Here is a 15815-nt window from a genome sequence, read left to right on the forward strand (position 1 = left end):
AGGAAAATGCTATGCTTGATTATAAAGCTTATATTTTTGACTTGGACGATACTTTATATTGTGAACATGAATATGTGAAATCTGGCTTTAAGGCAGTTGCAGAAGAGATTGCCAGTCAATCTAATTATAGTATTAACGATGTTTATCCCCAATTATTAGCTATGTGGAAAGAAAGTGGCCGTGGGAAGATTTTTGATGATGTTTGTAAAATGATGAATATTGAACTAGATATTGCTCATCTAGTTGATGTATACCGGTCTAACAAACCAATTATTTCACTATATGAAGATGCTCAAGTTTTTTTAAATTTCCTTAAAGAAGAAAGAGTTAAAGCGGCTCTTATAACGGACGGTAACTCTCTAATGCAATGGTCAAAAATCAAAGCCCTCAATTTAGAGGGGCGTTTTGATTGTATTGTAGTGACAGGAGATTTAGGTAGTGATTTTTGGAAACCGCACGAGTTGCCTTACAAGAAAGTTGTGGAATGTCTGAATATGAGCTACGAACAATGTGTTTACATTGGCGATAATCCTAATAAAGATTTCATTACAGCAAGTAAACTAGGTATGGGAACAGTACGTATAATTCGGGATGTTGGAGATCATATGAAATTAACATTATCTAAAGAATATGAAGCCGATAGGAATATTTATTCCTTATTAGAGCTTATAGATAAGTAAGGAGACAACTATGAAAAGAGTAATCACTTATGGAACGTTTGATCTGTTGCATTACGGCCATATCAACATATTACAGCGTGCTAAGGAGTTAGGGGATTATTTGATTGTCGGTTTATCAACAAATGAATTTAATTTATCGAAGGGAAAAGAGAGCTACTTCTCATATACTGAACGTAAGCAATTACTCGAATCCATTCGCTACGTTGATTTAGTAATTCCTGAATATCATTGGGATCAAAAAATTAATGATATTATAGAGTACAAGGCAGATTTATTTGTTATGGGTGACGACTGGAGAGGGAATTTTGATTATCTGAAAGACTATTGTGATGTGAAATATCTGAGTAGAACTCCAGAAATCTCTACAACCAAAATAAAGAGTGATTTGAATCTGGTTACAATAAAGTGAGTATGATTAATAGGAATACGACTGGTTTTAAAAGTCCGTCTAATGTGTTAATAACAAGCATCTCTCGTAAAGTTCCATTGTTACAATCGATTAAAGCAGCTATGGCTAAAATAGATTTAAACATGAAGCTATATGGTGGAGATAACGATAGATCTGTTATAGGAAAGCATTTTGTGGATACCTTTTGGGAGATGCCAATCATATCTAATTTGGATATTGAAGAATTAATCTCATACTGTAAAAAAAATGAAATTCGGTTTATTATTCCTACCAGAGATGGTGAGTTAAAGTACTTCTCATTAAATAGGGAAAGGCTTAAACGTTTGGGGATTCATATAATGATTTCTCCGTTATTCAATATTGAAATCTGCCTCGATAAATTTAATTTTTTTTCATATTCAAGAGAGAATGGTATACCGGTAATTCCGACTTTCCTATGTATAGAAGATAGCAGAGAGAGCATGAAATACGTTGTTAAAGAGAGGTTTGGAGCAGGTTCCCAAACACTAGGGAAGAGTCTTACTTCTACACAAGCTCTGAACCATGCAAAAAATCTTAAAGAACCTATTTTTCAGCCAATGATAGAAGGTACAGAGTATAGTATAGACATATACGTTGATATAAATGGCAGGTCGAAAGGTGTAATTTCTAGGACAAGGGATAAAATTGTAGATGGAGAATCTCAAATAACTACTATAAGAAATATACCGGAACTAGAAAAACTATGTTCTGCTGCTGCAGAAAAATTAGGCCTGTATGGGCATGTCATCTTTCAAGTTATAATTGATCAGAATAATGAATTTCATATTATTGAATGTAACCCTCGCTTCGGCGGTGCATCTACTCTGAGTGTTGCAGCTGGCCTTGATAGTTTTTATTGGTTCTTTCTAGAATCCATGGGTGTAAATCTAGATCAATATTCTTTTATTCAAAATGAAAAAGTATCAACAATGGTTCGCCATCCGCAAGACTATATTTATTAGTAAGGTGATCATATGGATGTAATTATCATAATCCAAGCCAGAATGGGCTCCTCACGTCTTCCTGGTAAGGTGCTAATGCCGCTTGGTAATTCTGTTGTATTGGATTATGTCATAGCGAGATGTCAGCAGATTCCTAAAATTAAGGAAGTTATCATTGCTACTTCCACTTTAACCCAAGATGACCCTATAGAAGAATGGTGTCAGCAAAATGGTGTAATTTGTTTTAGAGGTTCTGAAGATGATGTTCTATCTCGGTATTATGAATGCTCAAAACAATACCAGCCAGACTATGTGATAAGAGTTACAGCGGACTGCCCATTTGTCGACTATCATTTGGCCGAAGATATTATTAATAAAATGGAGTCTCAGCCAACTGATATCATGGATCTTGAGGGTGAATTGCCTAGAGGGCTTGTGGTTGAAATGGTCTCTTATAATGCATTAAGATATATGTTTCAACATGGCAAAGAGGATAGACATCGTGAACATGTGACATACTATGCAAAAGAAGAGAAACATATTAATGAATTTAAACGGACACTCTATACTATTCCCGATAATATGCAGCATCCTCATCTGAGAATAACCTTAGACACTGAAGAAGACTATGAACTGTGCAAGAGTATTGCCAATCATTTTAAGGGAGATCTATTGGTGTCTTCAGCAAATGTAGTAGCCTATCTGTTAGAAAACCCTGAAATTGCCCAAATAAATGCCCATATAGAGCAGAAACCGGTTGTGTAGCTAATGAATATTTTCTTTCGTGTTGATGCTTCAACGACAATAGGAACAGGACATATTATGCGTTGTCTCACCTTGGCAAACTTCTTGAAAGAGAACGGAGCCAAGGTTACTTTTATTTGCGCTGACATAAAAGGAAACATGATTGAACATTTAAAATCTAAAGGCTTTGAAGTTTTTACAGTTGCTGACGAACTAGAAGTCGATGCTCAATGTACTATCTCTATTTTAAAAAATATGAAAGTTGATCTGATAATTATAGATCATTATCAGATTGATATCATTTGGGAAAGGACCGTAAGAAAAGCTTTTCCTTCCTTGAAAATGATGGTAATTGATGACTTAGCTAATCGTGAGCATGATTGTGATATACTTCTTGATCAAAATTATCAAGATAACTATCAATTCCGGTACGATCAATTAGTCCCAAAAGCGTGTGAACAACTGCTTGGACCACGATATCTTCTGCTTAGACCGGAATTTTATAAAGAAGAAGTAAAACGGAAAAGTGATCGAATAAGTAGCATACTGATTTTTTATGGTGGTTCCGATCCTACAGGAGAAACTTTAAAGTTGGTAAACGCATTGAATCAGTTGGCGCTTTCTGAAATGAAAATACATGTTGTCGTTGGGTTATCAAATCCCCAAAAAGATATTATTAAGGAGACATGTATCGAAAAAGGTTACAAATATCATGAGCAAATTGACTACCTTGCAGATTTAATGGCGGAATGTGATTTAGCTTTCGGAGCGGGTGGGGTAACGATGTGGGAACGCTGTTATCTTGGGCTTCCTTCAATTGTGACAATTGTAGCCGAGAATCAAAGGGAATCAACTATTGCTGCGGCAGAATATGGGGCCATTTGGAATCTTGGCTGGCATGAGGGTGTAAAACAAACAGATCTTGTCGATATAATTAAAAGAGCAATAAAATGCCCAAGCAAACTGAAAGAACTTTCTTTAAGATCGAGTATATTAATGCAAAAAAGACAAAGAGAGCATATAAATCCTGTTGTAAAAGCAATTATGGAGGGTACAAAATGACAATTAATATTGAAGGGCGATTAATAGGCTCTCAACAAAAGCCTTTTATTATAGCTGAGATGTCTGGTAATCATAATCAGTCATTAGAGAAGGCCTTGCAAATTGTAGAAGAAGCTGCAAAGGCTGGAGTAGATGCATTAAAACTTCAGACATATACAGCTGATACCATGACTTTAGATATAAATGAGGGCGAGTTTTATATAGATAATCCAGATAGTTTATGGAAGGGAACTTCTTATTATGATTTGTATAAAGAAGCCTATACACCTTGGGAGTGGCATGAACCAATCTTTAAAAGATGCCGTGAACTTGGATTAATTGCATTCAGCTCACCATTCGATGAGACTGCAGTCGATTTTCTTGAAACGTTAAATGTACCATGTTACAAAATTGCTTCCTTTGAAAATACTGATATTCCGCTCATTGAAAAAGTGGCATCCACAGGTAAGCCGCTGATCATATCCTCAGGTATGGCGACTGCTGCTGAATTAGATGATTCTATAAGAGCCGCTCGCAAAGCAGGATGCAAAGAAATCATTCTTCTAAAATGTACAAGTACATATCCTTCTTCTCCAGAAAACACCAATCTTCAAACACTTGCACATATGAGAGAATTATTTCAATGTGAAGTCGGTTTATCCGATCATACAATGGGAATTGGAGTGGGAGTAGCAAGTGTTGCATTAGGAGCGAGTGTAATTGAAAAGCATTTTACCACTTCAAGAGCTGAAGGCGGAACGGATGCTGCATTTTCTATGGAACCTGCAGAAATGAAGTCTCTTGTAGAAGAGACTGAAAGAGCTTGGTTAAGTCTTGGCAGTATTACATATGGCCCGACAAAAGCAGAAGAGCCTTCTCTTAAGGATCGTCGTTCACTATATGTGGTAAAGGATATACAAGCCGGAGAAATATTAACAAAAGAAAATATTCGAGCCATTCGTCCAGGTTTTGGACTTCCACCAAAACATTTAAAAAGTGTACTAGGAAAAGTGGCAAAAACCAGTGTGAAAAAAGGAACTCCATTATCATGGGAGTTGTTATAGGGGGTAAATAAATGAATGTTTTGCTTACTGGAGGAGCTGGCTTTATTGGTCGCGCTGTTGCCAAAAAGCTTCTATCTGACGGTCATAAAGTTTGGATACTAGATGATTTATCAAATGGAAGAAAGGAAAACATTAAAGATTTCAGGAATGAGCTTGAAGATTTTATTACCGGTGATATAAAGAATGAAGAGTTATTAAATGATCTCTTCAATGAAATTCCATTTGATATATGTTACCATCTTGGTGCATCAATAAATGTACAAGATTCTATTGATGATCCAAGAACCACCTTTAATAATGATACACTTGGTACTTTTTATATTCTTGAACAATGCCGGAAGCATAACGTAAAGGTTGTTTTTATGAGTACATGCATGGTATATGACCGCTGTTTAGATGAGAGTGGAATTACTGAACGGCATCCAATTAAACCAGCTTCACCTTATGCTGGGGCAAAAATTGCAGCAGAGAATATGGTTCTGTCCTACTATCATGCGTATGGGCTTCCTACAGTAGTCATACGACCTTTTAATACCTACGGGCCTTATCAGAAAACTGGCGGAGAAGGCGGTGTTGTAGCTATCTTTATTAAGAAAAAGCTATCTGAGGAAACTTTAAGTATTTACGGAGAAGGAACGCAGACACGAGATCTGCTTTATGTGGATGATTGCGCTGATTTTGTCGTACAAGCCGGATATTCAGATCAGGTTAATGGCGAAATAGTAAATGCTGGCCTAGGAAGAGACATATCTGTCAATGATTTAGCTATGTTAATTGTGAAGAATCCAGCAAAAATTGAACATGTAGAGCATATTCATCCGCAAAGTGAAATTAAAAAACTTTTATGTAATTACGAGAAGGCTAAAAACCTGCTCGGCTGGGAACCTAAGATTTCCCTTGAAGAAGGAATTAGAAGAACGGAACAATGGATAAAATCAAGTCACCTTATTTAAAGGGTGACTTTTTTTGGAGGGATATTTATGACTTTGGCCATATTTGGAGGAAAGCCTGTTAGAGATACATTTTTATCTTATGGTTCACAATGGATTGATGAAGAAGATATAGAGATCGTGGTAAGTACCTTGAAGAGTTCATTTTTAACTCAAGGACCGATGATAAGAGAATTCGAACAATCAATAGCTAATTATGTTGGAGCCAAGCATGCAGTAGCATTTTCAAATGGAACTGCTGCTTTGCATGGTGCTTGTTTTGCCGCAGGCATTAGCGACGGGGATGAAGTGATTACTTCTCCAATTACATTTGCAGCAAGTAGTAATTGTGTTTTATATTGTGGTGGGAAACCAGTTTTTACTGATATTGATCAAAAAACATACAATATAGATCCGCAAAAAGTCAAAGAAGCTATCACTAAGAGAACAAAGGCAATCATTCCGGTTGACTTTACCGGTCAGCCGGTTGACTTAGATTCAATAAACTCAATAGCGAAGGAACATGATTTAATTGTAATTGAAGATGCTGCACATTCTATAGGTGCGAGTTATAAAGGAGTCAAAATTGGTTCCCAAGCGGATATGACAATGTTTAGCTTTCATCCAGTAAAACATATTACAACAGCTGAGGGTGGAATCATTGTAACTAATTCTGATGAATACGCGGAAAAGCTTCGATTATTTCGTTCACATGGTATTAAAAACACAGATTTATTGAAAGAAGAGGGACCTTGGTATTATGAAATGGTGGCTCTAGGATACAACTATCGAATGACAGATATTCATGCTTCATTAGGAATTTCACAATTAAATAAGCTAGATTATTTTATTGAAAGAAGAAGAAGTATTGCAGCCCGCTATGATAATGAATTTTCTAAAATAAGTGGGGTGAGAACTCCTTATCAGTCAAAGGATACAAACTCTAGCTATCATCTGTATATGTTACAACTGGATTTAGAGAAGTTTAAGGTAGGTAGAAGGGAAATTTTTGATGCACTAAGAGCGGAGAATATAGGGGTTCATGTACATTATCTGCCTGTATATATGCATCCATATTATCAGGAGTTGGGATATGAAAAAGGATTATGTCCAATTGCCGAAGATTGGTATGAGTCAGCACTAACAATTCCCTTATTTCCTAAAATGAGTGAATCAGATGTTTCCTCTGTTATCGAGGGAATAAGCAAAGTTATCAACTATTATCTTAAATAAACTTATCTTCCAAAATTGCTATTCGGCTTAAAAATTTAAAAGATCATTTAAGATTCCTTATGTTTTGTCCGATATAATACTTAGGTTAATATAAGGAGTTGCTCATTATGAGTTTTAATGGGGTATCAAATAATATTCAAAGTAGTTCTAACAACTATGCTGTTAAAACTGAAATGAATTCTTCACCTTCGAATCTGCTGGAATCTAGCCAACAGAAAACTGTTCAGGAATTCAGCACACAACTAATTGAGAAGAACAGTAAGAGTAACTTTGATAAACAAGAAGTTGAACATATTGTTAAAGGAATGAATGAATTTTTAAAGCCTCATTATAGCTCTGTGAGCTTTAAACTGCATGAAGAATTAGAAAAGTACTATGTTGAAGTGATAGATAAAGAAACAAAAGAAGTCATTCGTGAAATCCCTAATAAGGAAATTTTAGACATGTATGCCAAGATGAAAGAATACTTAGGGCTATTTATAGATGAAAAACTCTAATTATTAGAGGAGGTAGTAAATATGGTTAATTCAATACGTTTTTCAGGTATTGCAAGTGGGATGGATACTCAATCAATTGTTGATTCTATGATGAAAGCTCAAAGAATACCATTAGATAAAATTCACCAAAAAAAGCAGTTGTTAGAATGGAAACGCGATGATTATAGAAATGTCAACCTTATGTTAAAGGAACTTGATGACTTTACTTTTAATGGTATTTTCAGACAAGCTAACTTACTTAAGAAATCTGTTTCGTCATCTAATACTGAATTTGTGACTGCAAATGCAAGTCCAAATGCTGCTAATGTCAACTATACAATTAAGGATGTTAAGTTAGCGACAGCAGCAAGACAGCAGGGGCAAAATATAAGCTCATCTAAACTAGACCCAGATAAAAGTTTAAGATCACAACAAAATATATTTTCTTCTACATCAAGTATTGATTGGCAAGAGGAGACGAAAACAGAAACCCTTAAAGTTCCTGAAGGCAGTAATGGTGAGTTCCAGCTTTCTAAAAAAGAGATATCGATTACGGCTGGCGCAAACATTTCTGTTGGTGGACAAGACTTTACAGTTAGAACGGATGCAATAACTGACGGAAATCCACTAAAGGAAAATGAAGTTTACGTTAATCAAACTACAGGTAAGGTGAAATTCGGAGCTGAATTGGCTGCTGGGACAACTTTTGATGTTAGCTATACGAATCATTATCTGGAGTTTGATATTAAAACATATAATGAGCAGGGAGAAGCACAGTATAAGAACTTTAAGTTTGATGGCAGTACTTCATTAAATAATATGTTCAATACGATAAATAAATCTACTGCTGGAGTTAACATGTTTTATGATAGCAGTTCTGATCAAGTTTCTGCAATGAGAACAGAAACTGGTGAGTTCAACAAGAATGGAAACGAAATTGAATTTCTTAATGTAATAAAGGATAGCAATGGCGATCCTACAAGGTCGAGTAGCAGCTTCTTCAATAATGTTTTAGGTTTAGGAAATGACATAGCAGGAACAGGAACAGATGCTGAGTTTTCCATTAATGGGCTTAACACGACAAGAAAATCTAACACATTTACTTTGGATGGGGTTACATTTACATTAAAAAAAGATTCTGTGGTTAATGGCGTAAGCACAGGAGAATCTGCAACAATCAATATCCAATCGGATACTGATAGCATAATGACAACTATTAAAGATTTTGTTAATAAATATAATGAAATAATCGGTAAGGTTAATGGTGAATTGACTGAAGAACGTTATAGAGATTACTCTCCATTAACAGATGAAGAAAAAGAAGCTTTGAGTGAAAAAGAAGTTGAAAAATGGGAAGATCAAGCGAGAAGTGGAATGCTTCGACGGGATTCCATACTATCTGGAGCTTTAGATCAGATGCGTAACAATATGTATTCTGAAGTAACGGTTAGCGATTCTAATGGAATGAATTCCAATTACAATCAATTGGCTGAAATAGGTATTACTACTACTAGAAATTACTTAGACCGAGGAAAGCTTGAGATCGATGAAGAAAAGCTGAAAGCTGCTATAGAAGATGATCCAGAAGCTGTATACCAATTATTTATGGCAGATGGGAATACATCTAGTGAGAAAGGACTAGCAAGAAGACTGCGCGACAGTATCTCATCAACAATTCAAACAGTAGAACAGCGAGCGGGAAATAGTTACAAGACCCCACAATCTTATACAATGGGGAAACAATTGTTAGATTATGAAGAACAAATAGACAGATTTGAAACAAAACTTGTGACAATAGAAGATCGTTACTGGAAACAATTCAATGCAATGGAAAAAGCTATGCAAAATCTAAACAACCAATCCAATCAACTATTATCGTATTTAGGAATGGGTAACCAATAAAATAAGTAGGTGAAAATAATGGCAATACCACAGCCACATCAAGCATACAAGCAAAACTCCGTTAACTCGGCTTTGCCAGAAGAGTTAACATTACTTTTATATAACGGCTGTTTAAAGTTTATAAAACTAGCTAAAAGGGCAATGGACGATGATAATATTAGCGAACGTAACGTGAATCTGATTAAAGCCCAAAAGATTATACAAGAACTAATGATCACATTAAATATGGATATTGAACTTTCACATAATTTAATGAGAATGTATGATTATCTCTACAATAGGTTAGTAGAGGCAAATACAAAGAATGATGTTGAAATTATTAACGAAGTTGAAGGATATATAGTAGAGTTTAGAGATACATGGAAGTCAGCAATTCAACAAGTAAAAAAACAACAGCTTGAGAGCAGTCAGGTTTAATGGAAATACTCAAACAATATCTGCAAACTTCTATGGAACTAAAGAATATTCTTAAAGAAGAAATCACATTTAAGGAACAAGATCACTATTTAGAAAAGATTGAATATTTATTAGAAAAAAGGCAGGCCTATCTGAATAGTTTCCCTGATTTATCTTCTTTAGAACCTTCTGTAAAGGAAGAAATAATTAAATTAGAGAGGGAAATTAAAACTCTAATTGATACCAAGAAAACTAAAATTCAAAGCAATTTAAAGATATTGCAGGTAAAGAAAAAGAAAAAAAATCAATATTCTAATCCTTATGGCGATGTATCTATAGATGGAATGTTCCTTGATAAAAAAAAATAGACCTATTTGGTCTATTTTTTTTATCAAGAATGAAGGTTAAGATTAACTTTGCAAGTCTTAAGGAATTGTCCTAAAGAATATGGGCCATTCTGTAAACACCCAAGAAGATAATTTAAAAGCTATACTATTTTCAAAGCTGGTGTGAACATGGATCAGGAAACAATGTTAAAGGACATTTTAAATGCCCTAAATTTACACTCTCGTAAAATGGATGAAAAATTTGAGCAAGTGGACGCTCGATTTGAACAAGTAGATGCCCGCTTCGAGCAAGTGACGCTCGATTTGAACAAGTAGATGCCCGGTTCGAGCAAGTGGATGCCCGATTCGAACAAATGGAAGCGCGTTTTAACCAGGTAGACGCCCGCTTCGACCGCATTGAAGAACGATTAGATCGGGTTGAGAAAAAAATGGGTGGCTTTCGTACAGAGATGTCTGAAATGCAGGAAACCGTTGACTTTATCTCCTCGAAGACAATTCAGCATGAAAAAAAGCTCCGTGAATTCAACCGTCAGTAATTTTACCAGCAGACTAAAATCCCACTAAAACTACGAAATACACTTCAAGGGAAACCTCTATTTTATAGATTGCTTGTTTAGACTCACCTCTCTTAGCTATACTAATAGATAAGGCTGTGGAGAGGAACTGTACATATGATCTACCAATTAAAAATCCTTTTAAAAGATACCAAACCGCCGCGTTGGAGAAGAGTGCTTGTACAGAAAGATATGACATTTGCCCACCTTTATGAAGCCATTCAAATTGCTTTTGATTGGGAAGGTGTATTTTTGCACGGATTTGTGCCAATGAAGGTAAAGGGAGAAAACGTCAGAAGTTTGCCCATTTTAATTCGCCCGAAAGAATTTGACGGAGAGATTCTCACCAAAAAGAACTACGATTATGATGACAGTGAAGAAATTCTCTCAGATTGGCTTGTTTTTAAGAAGGATAAAATGATGTATGTTTACGACTATAGGGAGTACTTACAGCATGAAATTGTCTTGGAGAAAATAGTTCCCTTTGACAGAGATCTGCATTGTCCCTACGGTGTAAAAGCAACACTTGGATCTCAGCCAGAAGCAGAAGAGGAATGGGGTTATACAGATCTTAAACAACTAACAGAGGATATCTACGATCTATTTAAGGCCCATTTTGTTTCTCAAGGAAAAGAACAGGATGTAACCAGCTTCTTTAATGAACTCGAAATTTTACGAATTCCATTTGATTGATAGTATTCCCTGTTTTTCCTATAATCTTCACGAATTCGACAAAATTCTTCTAATTGTTTTTCCGTTTTAGCAGGAATTTGTTGGGGTAAAATAGAAATGTAATACATAGTCTTTTTTAAAGGGAAAATGTTTTCAAGCAGAAGACTTTTTCTCATAAGACGAGACTGTTTGGGAAAGCTAATATGGTGTTTTTTTACGGGAAATCCACAAAACCCAGCAGTCATTATTGCCCATTGAAAAGGAGGAGTTCACATATGAATTATAACATTCGTGGTGAAAACATTGAGGTAACTCCAGCAATTCGAGAGTATGTCGAGAAGAAGATTGCTAAATTGGAAAGGTATTTTACTGAAACTCCTAATGCAAATGTGAATGTCAATTTAAAAACGTATAATGATAAATCATCAAAGGTAGAAGTAACTATTCCAATGCAGAACCTTGTGCTTCGTGCAGAGGAAGTACATGCTGATATGTATGCAGCGATTGATTTAATTACAGATAAGCTTGAACGCCAAATTCGTAAACACAAAACAAAAGTAAATCGTAAATTCCGTGAAAAGGGCAATATCAACGCTCTATTTGCGGCAACGGATGAAGGCGGCGCACCAGCAATTGAAGAGGACGATACAGAAGAACTAGAAGTTGTCCGCCAAAAAAGCTTTGATTTAAAGCCAATGGACAGCGAAGAAGCCATCCTGCAAATGAACATGCTTGGCCATAGCTTCTACGTCTTCACTAACGCAGAAACAAACTTAACAAACGTTGTATACAAACGAAAAGATGGCCGTTACGGTCTAATTGAAGCTCAATAAAATATGAAAAGAGGCTGACCTTGGTGTCAGCCTTTTTTTTGGGGTTTTGGGGAGTGGAATTTCAAAGAGAGGAATACCATGTTAAAGGCAATTGACCTAAAAGTTGATGGAAAAGATCGAAACCCTAAATGAAAAGACCGAATATCCTTTTCAAATGATCGAGTAAAGTAGGGAAATGATCGATAAATTTTGGGAAATGATCGAATACCTTTAAGAAGAGATAGAAAATTGGTTAGTTCACCGCTTGAGCAGAGATTTGATAGGAAACCGGAAAAGTTTGATAGGAAAAAGCGAGATTTTGATAGGAAATCAAGAAAGTATGATAGGATAGAACGGGAATTTGATAGGAAATCAAGAAAGTTTGATAGGAAACAAGCTGCTTGATCCATTAAAGCGGTAATTTAATACCGTACAGAACAAATACAATAGGAAAGAAGCCAAAGATAGATAGAAAAGGGCCCCCCTCGCAGAAAAATTCCCAACCTCAATCGGATCTAGGATCATTTATTCAAAAAACCATTACTTTTCTAGGTATCATCCACGCATTATCATAGCCACAGCCAAAATCCAGCCCGAAACTCCACCACCCCAAAATAAGTATCTTTTAAAATACTCTCATCTACCAACCGCCAAACCCCCAGTCCAGCTCTATACTCGTCATAACACACTCCACACAAAAAAAGAGACCGACAAATGTCGGCCTCTTTTCTTCCAATTAAATCTTAAATTTCTCGAGTTCTGCTGTCAAAACGCTTGTCATTTCCTGGAGTTCTGCTACTTTTTCGCTTACCTGCTGGAAGGCGTGAAGCTGTTCTTCAGTGGATGCTGAGATTTCTTCGGTTCCGGCAGCTGTTTCTTCTGTAACGGCGGATATGTTTTCAATGGCTGAGTTTACTTGCTGGCTCATGGCATTGGTTTGTTCCATATCGTCATTTAAGCGATGCAGCTGAGCGTTGATACCAGAAACATGAGCAGATATCGCTTCAAAGGATTGTTCTGTTTCCGACATAGATTGAGATTGCTGTGTTGAAAGACCATGTCCATGCTCGGTTGCAGAATAGATGACAGTGATACCGTTTTGAATATTGCTTACCATGGATGTGATGAGGCTTGTGGCTTTCGCCGTTTCATCTGCCAGTTTTCGAACTTCATCTGCTACGACGGCAAAGCCTTTTCCTGCCTCGCCGGCACGTGCTGCTTCAATAGCGGCATTCAGGGCAAGCAGGTTCGTTTGCTCTGCGATTGCATTGACCGTTTTGGCTGCGCCGTCAATTTCTGTTGTGAATCTTGAAAATTCGCTAACTGATTCTTTGATTTCACGAGAAGAATCAGAGATTTTTTCTGCTATTTCTACTTGTTTTTGCAGTGAGCTGCGTCCAGATTGAACAGCAGTTAATGCTTCTTTGCTGCTTTCTGCAGACTGCTCGCTCGTTTGTTTGACTGTTTCGAATTGGTCGGTCATTGAGCTCATAAGAGAAGCGGTTGCCTGAATATCCTCTGAAATGGTGGCACTTCCTTTGGCCAGTTCATCGGTTGAAACCGCCACTTGCCTGCTGCCCTCGTTCAGGCTTTGCATATAGCTTGTCACGTCTTCGGTAAACCTGCCGACATTTTTTCCAACTGAGTCAATGGATTGGACCGTTCCTTTTAAACTGTTAATCATCGTTGAGAAGGACTCCGTCAATTGGTGTAATTCATTACGGCTGTTCTTTTTGTAAGTAAGAGCAGAAGTATCAATTGTCAGGTCTCCTGCTGCCACCATCTTCGCTGAAACTACAAGACGGTGGATTGGTCTTGTAATATTTCGAGCGGCAACCCATGAATAAATTCCTGTAAGGATGATTAAAAGCAGTGCTCCAATCAAGGCAGAAGTAGCGATCATCGCAATTTTTTGTGATGTTTCTTCGTTCATTTGCTTGTACCATTCATTTGTTTCTTTTTTTAGAAGGTACATATCATTCAAAATACCGGAAATTCGAATTGATTGCTTTTTAATATCTGCAGCATTGCTGGCAGCGAAGCCGGCATCTACTGCATCCTTTAGCGCAAGATATTTTGTCTCAATTTTTGAGATAATCTCTTGATGCTCGTTCACCTTTGCCATAGATGACAAAGCGGCTAAGTTTGCCCCTGTTTCTTCCAGCATTGAGAGGGCTTCATTTTTGTTAGCCTCACTGTTTAAAAAAGTATAATTGTTCAAAGACTGGCTTGTGACGACTAAGCTCTGTTCCAGTTCTTTAACAGAAAGAAGCAGAGCTGTATCGTCTTCAGCTGTCGTTTGAATATCGGCCGTTTGATAAATGATGAAACCAATCATGGCAGTTGATAGAATGATTGGAATTAAAATATTGATTAATAGGCGGTTTCTTAATGTCATTGGCTATTCTCCTTTTCGGAAGCAACGGTAATCTTACCGGAAACGATCTCTTCCTGCGCCTTTTCAATGGCAGCCTGCTGTTCAGCTGTCAGTGTGATGTTGCGGATTGGTGCCAATCCTACGCCATCTTCTGATAAGCCAAATAAGTAGCTTTTTTCAGAGATGCTGCCTTCTTCCTGTAATGTCTGTGCAATTTGAAAAACAGCCGTATTTACATTCTTTAGCATCGAAGTTACAACTGCTTTTTCGGCAATGAAGAATTGATCTGAGTCCACACCTGCTGCAAAAATGCCTTCTTCTTCAGCTTTTTTAATCATGCCAAAACCTGAGAAACCAGCCGCGTGATAAATAAAATCTACACCATTTTCAATAAAACCAGCCGCGATGGCAGAGCCTGCCTCGGAATCATCAAATGAACCGACATATTCACTAACAACTTCAATGTCTGGATTATAATATTTGGCACCGTCGATATAGCCCATTTCAAAATGGTGAATGAGCGGGGTATCCACACCGCCGACAAAGCCAATTTTCCCGGTTTTGCTGGCCATTGCAGCAACCATTCCTACCAAGAAGCTTCCTTCTTGCTCCTTAAATGTTAAGGAAATAATATTCTCAAGCTCTGACTTTTCATCAATCAGTAAAAACTGCTGCTCGGGATATTGTTTTGCCACACTCTCTAACGCATCCTTCACGGAAAAGCCAAGACCAATGATCAGGTCATGTTTTTCTTCAACAAGTTCTGTAAGCTTTTCCTCGTAATTTCCATCGGGAGCTTCTTTATAGTCAAAAAGAACACCAAGCTCATCGCGGGCCTTCTCTAGACCTTGAAAGGCAGAGTCGTTAAACGATTCATCTCCTAACCCGGCATCAGAAAGCATAATCCCAATCTTATATTCTTTTTCAGCTTGCTCTGAAGACTGTGCTGAACAGCCTGCAAGGAATATTCCTATGATCATGATTGCAATAGTAATTTTCTTCAAGTTCATCCTCCTGATGTGTAATAAGACGTTATACTTAGATGATATCGGCAGAATAACTTGGTTTTTTAATAGTTTGTGTTGATCTGAGGAGCATTTTTTACTGGGTGTGGAGATAGATGTTGGAAAAGGGAGGGAGGATTAGTGAAAATACTATATGTATTGGTGAGGTTCTTTATTTATTGTGACATTATAGGGGAATATTTGATTTCAGAG

The 15815-nt window shown here is 36.8% G+C and carries 18 protein-coding genes; 16 read left to right on the plus strand and 2 right to left on the minus strand.

What is annotated here, in order from left to right; genetic code table 11:
- The first annotated feature begins 11 nt into the window (after positions 1 to 11).
- The 16 genes from B7E07_RS02985 to hpf all read left to right on the plus strand — a co-directional run bounded on the left by B7E07_RS02985 (position 12) and on the right by hpf (position 12242).
- The gene (locus B7E07_RS02985; RefSeq protein ID WP_080843999.1) at positions 12 to 680 is read left to right on the plus strand and encodes an HAD family hydrolase; all 669 of its coding nucleotides are present in this window, start codon (positions 12 to 14) and stop codon (positions 678 to 680) included.
- Between the two features lie 10 nt (positions 681 to 690).
- Positions 691 to 1089 carry a glycerol-3-phosphate cytidylyltransferase gene (gene tagD / locus B7E07_RS02990; RefSeq protein ID WP_080844000.1) on the plus strand — a complete coding sequence of 133 codons (399 nt, stop codon included), beginning with the start codon at positions 691 to 693 and terminating at the stop codon, positions 1087 to 1089.
- 2 nt (positions 1090 to 1091) lie between these two features.
- Positions 1092 to 2072 (plus strand): ATP-grasp domain-containing protein, encoded by a 981-nt coding sequence (locus B7E07_RS02995; protein WP_080844001.1) that lies wholly within the window; start codon positions 1092 to 1094, stop codon positions 2070 to 2072.
- 12 nt (positions 2073 to 2084) lie between these two features.
- Entirely contained in the window at positions 2085 to 2816 is a 732-nt protein-coding gene (locus tag B7E07_RS03000) for a cytidylyltransferase domain-containing protein (protein ID WP_080844002.1), read from the plus strand.
- Between the two features lie 3 nt (positions 2817 to 2819).
- Positions 2820 to 3857 carry a UDP-2,4-diacetamido-2,4,6-trideoxy-beta-L-altropyranose hydrolase gene (pseG, locus tag B7E07_RS03005; RefSeq protein ID WP_080844003.1) on the plus strand — a complete coding sequence of 346 codons (1038 nt, stop codon included), beginning with the start codon at positions 2820 to 2822 and terminating at the stop codon, positions 3855 to 3857.
- Entirely contained in the window at positions 3854 to 4900 is a 1047-nt protein-coding gene (gene pseI / locus B7E07_RS03010) for a pseudaminic acid synthase (protein ID WP_066442547.1), read from the plus strand. The genes pseG and pseI overlap by 4 nt, the downstream gene beginning before the upstream one ends.
- Before the next feature lie 11 nt (positions 4901 to 4911).
- Positions 4912 to 5853 carry an SDR family NAD(P)-dependent oxidoreductase gene (locus tag B7E07_RS03015; protein ID WP_080844004.1) on the plus strand — a complete coding sequence of 314 codons (942 nt, stop codon included), beginning with the start codon at positions 4912 to 4914 and terminating at the stop codon, positions 5851 to 5853.
- Between the two features lie 27 nt (positions 5854 to 5880).
- The gene (pseC, locus tag B7E07_RS03020) at positions 5881 to 7062 is read left to right on the plus strand and encodes a UDP-4-amino-4,6-dideoxy-N-acetyl-beta-L-altrosamine transaminase (protein ID WP_080844005.1); all 1182 of its coding nucleotides are present in this window, start codon (positions 5881 to 5883) and stop codon (positions 7060 to 7062) included.
- A 107-nt stretch (positions 7063 to 7169) separates the two neighbouring features.
- Positions 7170 to 7559: a flagellar protein FlaG gene (gene flaG, locus B7E07_RS03025; protein WP_080844006.1), complete on the plus strand. Its 390-nt coding sequence runs from the start codon at positions 7170 to 7172 to the stop codon at positions 7557 to 7559.
- Between the two features lie 21 nt (positions 7560 to 7580).
- Positions 7581 to 9440, plus strand: coding sequence for a flagellar hook-associated protein 2 (locus B7E07_RS03030; protein ID WP_080844007.1), 1860 nt, complete (start codon positions 7581 to 7583; stop codon positions 9438 to 9440).
- Positions 9441 to 9458: 18 nt separating this feature from the next.
- Positions 9459 to 9857, plus strand: a complete 399-nt coding sequence (fliS, locus tag B7E07_RS03035; RefSeq protein WP_080844008.1) for a flagellar export chaperone FliS — start codon at positions 9459 to 9461, stop codon at positions 9855 to 9857.
- Positions 9857 to 10204 carry a hypothetical protein gene (locus B7E07_RS03040; RefSeq protein ID WP_080844009.1) on the plus strand — a complete coding sequence of 116 codons (348 nt, stop codon included), beginning with the start codon at positions 9857 to 9859 and terminating at the stop codon, positions 10202 to 10204. The genes fliS and B7E07_RS03040 overlap by 1 nt, the downstream gene beginning before the upstream one ends.
- A gap of 147 nt (positions 10205 to 10351) precedes the next feature.
- Positions 10352 to 10498, plus strand: coding sequence for a hypothetical protein (locus B7E07_RS23460; RefSeq protein ID WP_176215100.1), 147 nt, complete (start codon positions 10352 to 10354; stop codon positions 10496 to 10498).
- 17 nt (positions 10499 to 10515) lie between these two features.
- Positions 10516 to 10719, plus strand: a complete 204-nt coding sequence (locus B7E07_RS23465; protein WP_176215101.1) for a hypothetical protein — start codon at positions 10516 to 10518, stop codon at positions 10717 to 10719.
- A 135-nt stretch (positions 10720 to 10854) separates the two neighbouring features.
- Positions 10855 to 11430, plus strand: coding sequence for a plasmid pRiA4b ORF-3 family protein (locus B7E07_RS03050; RefSeq protein WP_080844011.1), 576 nt, complete (start codon positions 10855 to 10857; stop codon positions 11428 to 11430).
- Between the two features lie 254 nt (positions 11431 to 11684).
- The gene (gene hpf, locus B7E07_RS03055; protein ID WP_080844012.1) at positions 11685 to 12242 is read left to right on the plus strand and encodes a ribosome hibernation-promoting factor, HPF/YfiA family; all 558 of its coding nucleotides are present in this window, start codon (positions 11685 to 11687) and stop codon (positions 12240 to 12242) included.
- A 715-nt stretch (positions 12243 to 12957) separates the two neighbouring features.
- Here hpf and B7E07_RS03060 read toward each other — a convergent pair.
- Together B7E07_RS03060 and B7E07_RS03065 are read right to left on the minus strand one after the other, a co-directional pair.
- Complete coding sequence (locus tag B7E07_RS03060; protein WP_080844013.1) at positions 12958 to 14619, minus strand: methyl-accepting chemotaxis protein; 1662 nt, start codon at positions 14617 to 14619, stop codon at positions 12958 to 12960.
- Positions 14616 to 15608, minus strand: coding sequence for a BMP family lipoprotein (locus B7E07_RS03065; protein WP_445079831.1), 993 nt, complete (start codon positions 15606 to 15608; stop codon positions 14616 to 14618). Before B7E07_RS03065 ends, B7E07_RS03060 begins: the two co-directional genes overlap by 4 nt.
- Positions 15609 to 15815: the final 207 nt, after the last annotated feature.

It is taken from the genome of Cytobacillus gottheilii, from assembly GCF_900166665.1.
In the GTDB taxonomy this organism is placed as follows: Bacteria; Bacillota; Bacilli; order Bacillales; family Cytobacillaceae; genus Cytobacillus; species Cytobacillus gottheilii_A.

Excerpts from the sequence above, each read along its gene's own strand:
- B7E07_RS02985 (WP_080843999.1), top strand. The coding sequence starts at position 12 with ATGCTTGATTATAAAGCTTATATTTTTGACTTGGACGATACTTTATAT.
- tagD (WP_080844000.1), top strand. The coding sequence starts at position 691 with ATGAAAAGAGTAATCACTTATGGAACGTTTGATCTGTTGCATTACGGC.
- B7E07_RS02995 (WP_080844001.1), top strand. The coding sequence starts at position 1,092 with ATGATTAATAGGAATACGACTGGTTTTAAAAGTCCGTCTAATGTGTTA.
- B7E07_RS03000 (WP_080844002.1), top strand. The coding sequence starts at position 2,085 with ATGGATGTAATTATCATAATCCAAGCCAGAATGGGCTCCTCACGTCTT.
- pseG (WP_080844003.1), top strand. The coding sequence starts at position 2,820 with ATGAATATTTTCTTTCGTGTTGATGCTTCAACGACAATAGGAACAGGA.
- pseI (WP_066442547.1), top strand. The coding sequence starts at position 3,854 with ATGACAATTAATATTGAAGGGCGATTAATAGGCTCTCAACAAAAGCCT.
- B7E07_RS03015 (WP_080844004.1), top strand. The coding sequence starts at position 4,912 with ATGAATGTTTTGCTTACTGGAGGAGCTGGCTTTATTGGTCGCGCTGTT.
- pseC (WP_080844005.1), top strand. The coding sequence starts at position 5,881 with ATGACTTTGGCCATATTTGGAGGAAAGCCTGTTAGAGATACATTTTTA.
- flaG (WP_080844006.1), top strand. The coding sequence starts at position 7,170 with ATGAGTTTTAATGGGGTATCAAATAATATTCAAAGTAGTTCTAACAAC.
- B7E07_RS03030 (WP_080844007.1), top strand. The coding sequence starts at position 7,581 with ATGGTTAATTCAATACGTTTTTCAGGTATTGCAAGTGGGATGGATACT.
- fliS (WP_080844008.1), top strand. The coding sequence starts at position 9,459 with ATGGCAATACCACAGCCACATCAAGCATACAAGCAAAACTCCGTTAAC.
- B7E07_RS03040 (WP_080844009.1), top strand. The coding sequence starts at position 9,857 with ATGGAAATACTCAAACAATATCTGCAAACTTCTATGGAACTAAAGAAT.
- B7E07_RS23460 (WP_176215100.1), top strand. The coding sequence starts at position 10,352 with ATGGATCAGGAAACAATGTTAAAGGACATTTTAAATGCCCTAAATTTA.
- B7E07_RS03050 (WP_080844011.1), top strand. The coding sequence starts at position 10,855 with ATGATCTACCAATTAAAAATCCTTTTAAAAGATACCAAACCGCCGCGT.
- hpf (WP_080844012.1), top strand. The coding sequence starts at position 11,685 with ATGAATTATAACATTCGTGGTGAAAACATTGAGGTAACTCCAGCAATT.
- B7E07_RS03060 (WP_080844013.1), bottom strand. The coding sequence starts at position 14,619 with ATGACATTAAGAAACCGCCTATTAATCAATATTTTAATTCCAATCATT.
- B7E07_RS03065 (WP_445079831.1), bottom strand. The coding sequence starts at position 15,608 with ATGAACTTGAAGAAAATTACTATTGCAATCATGATCATAGGAATATTC.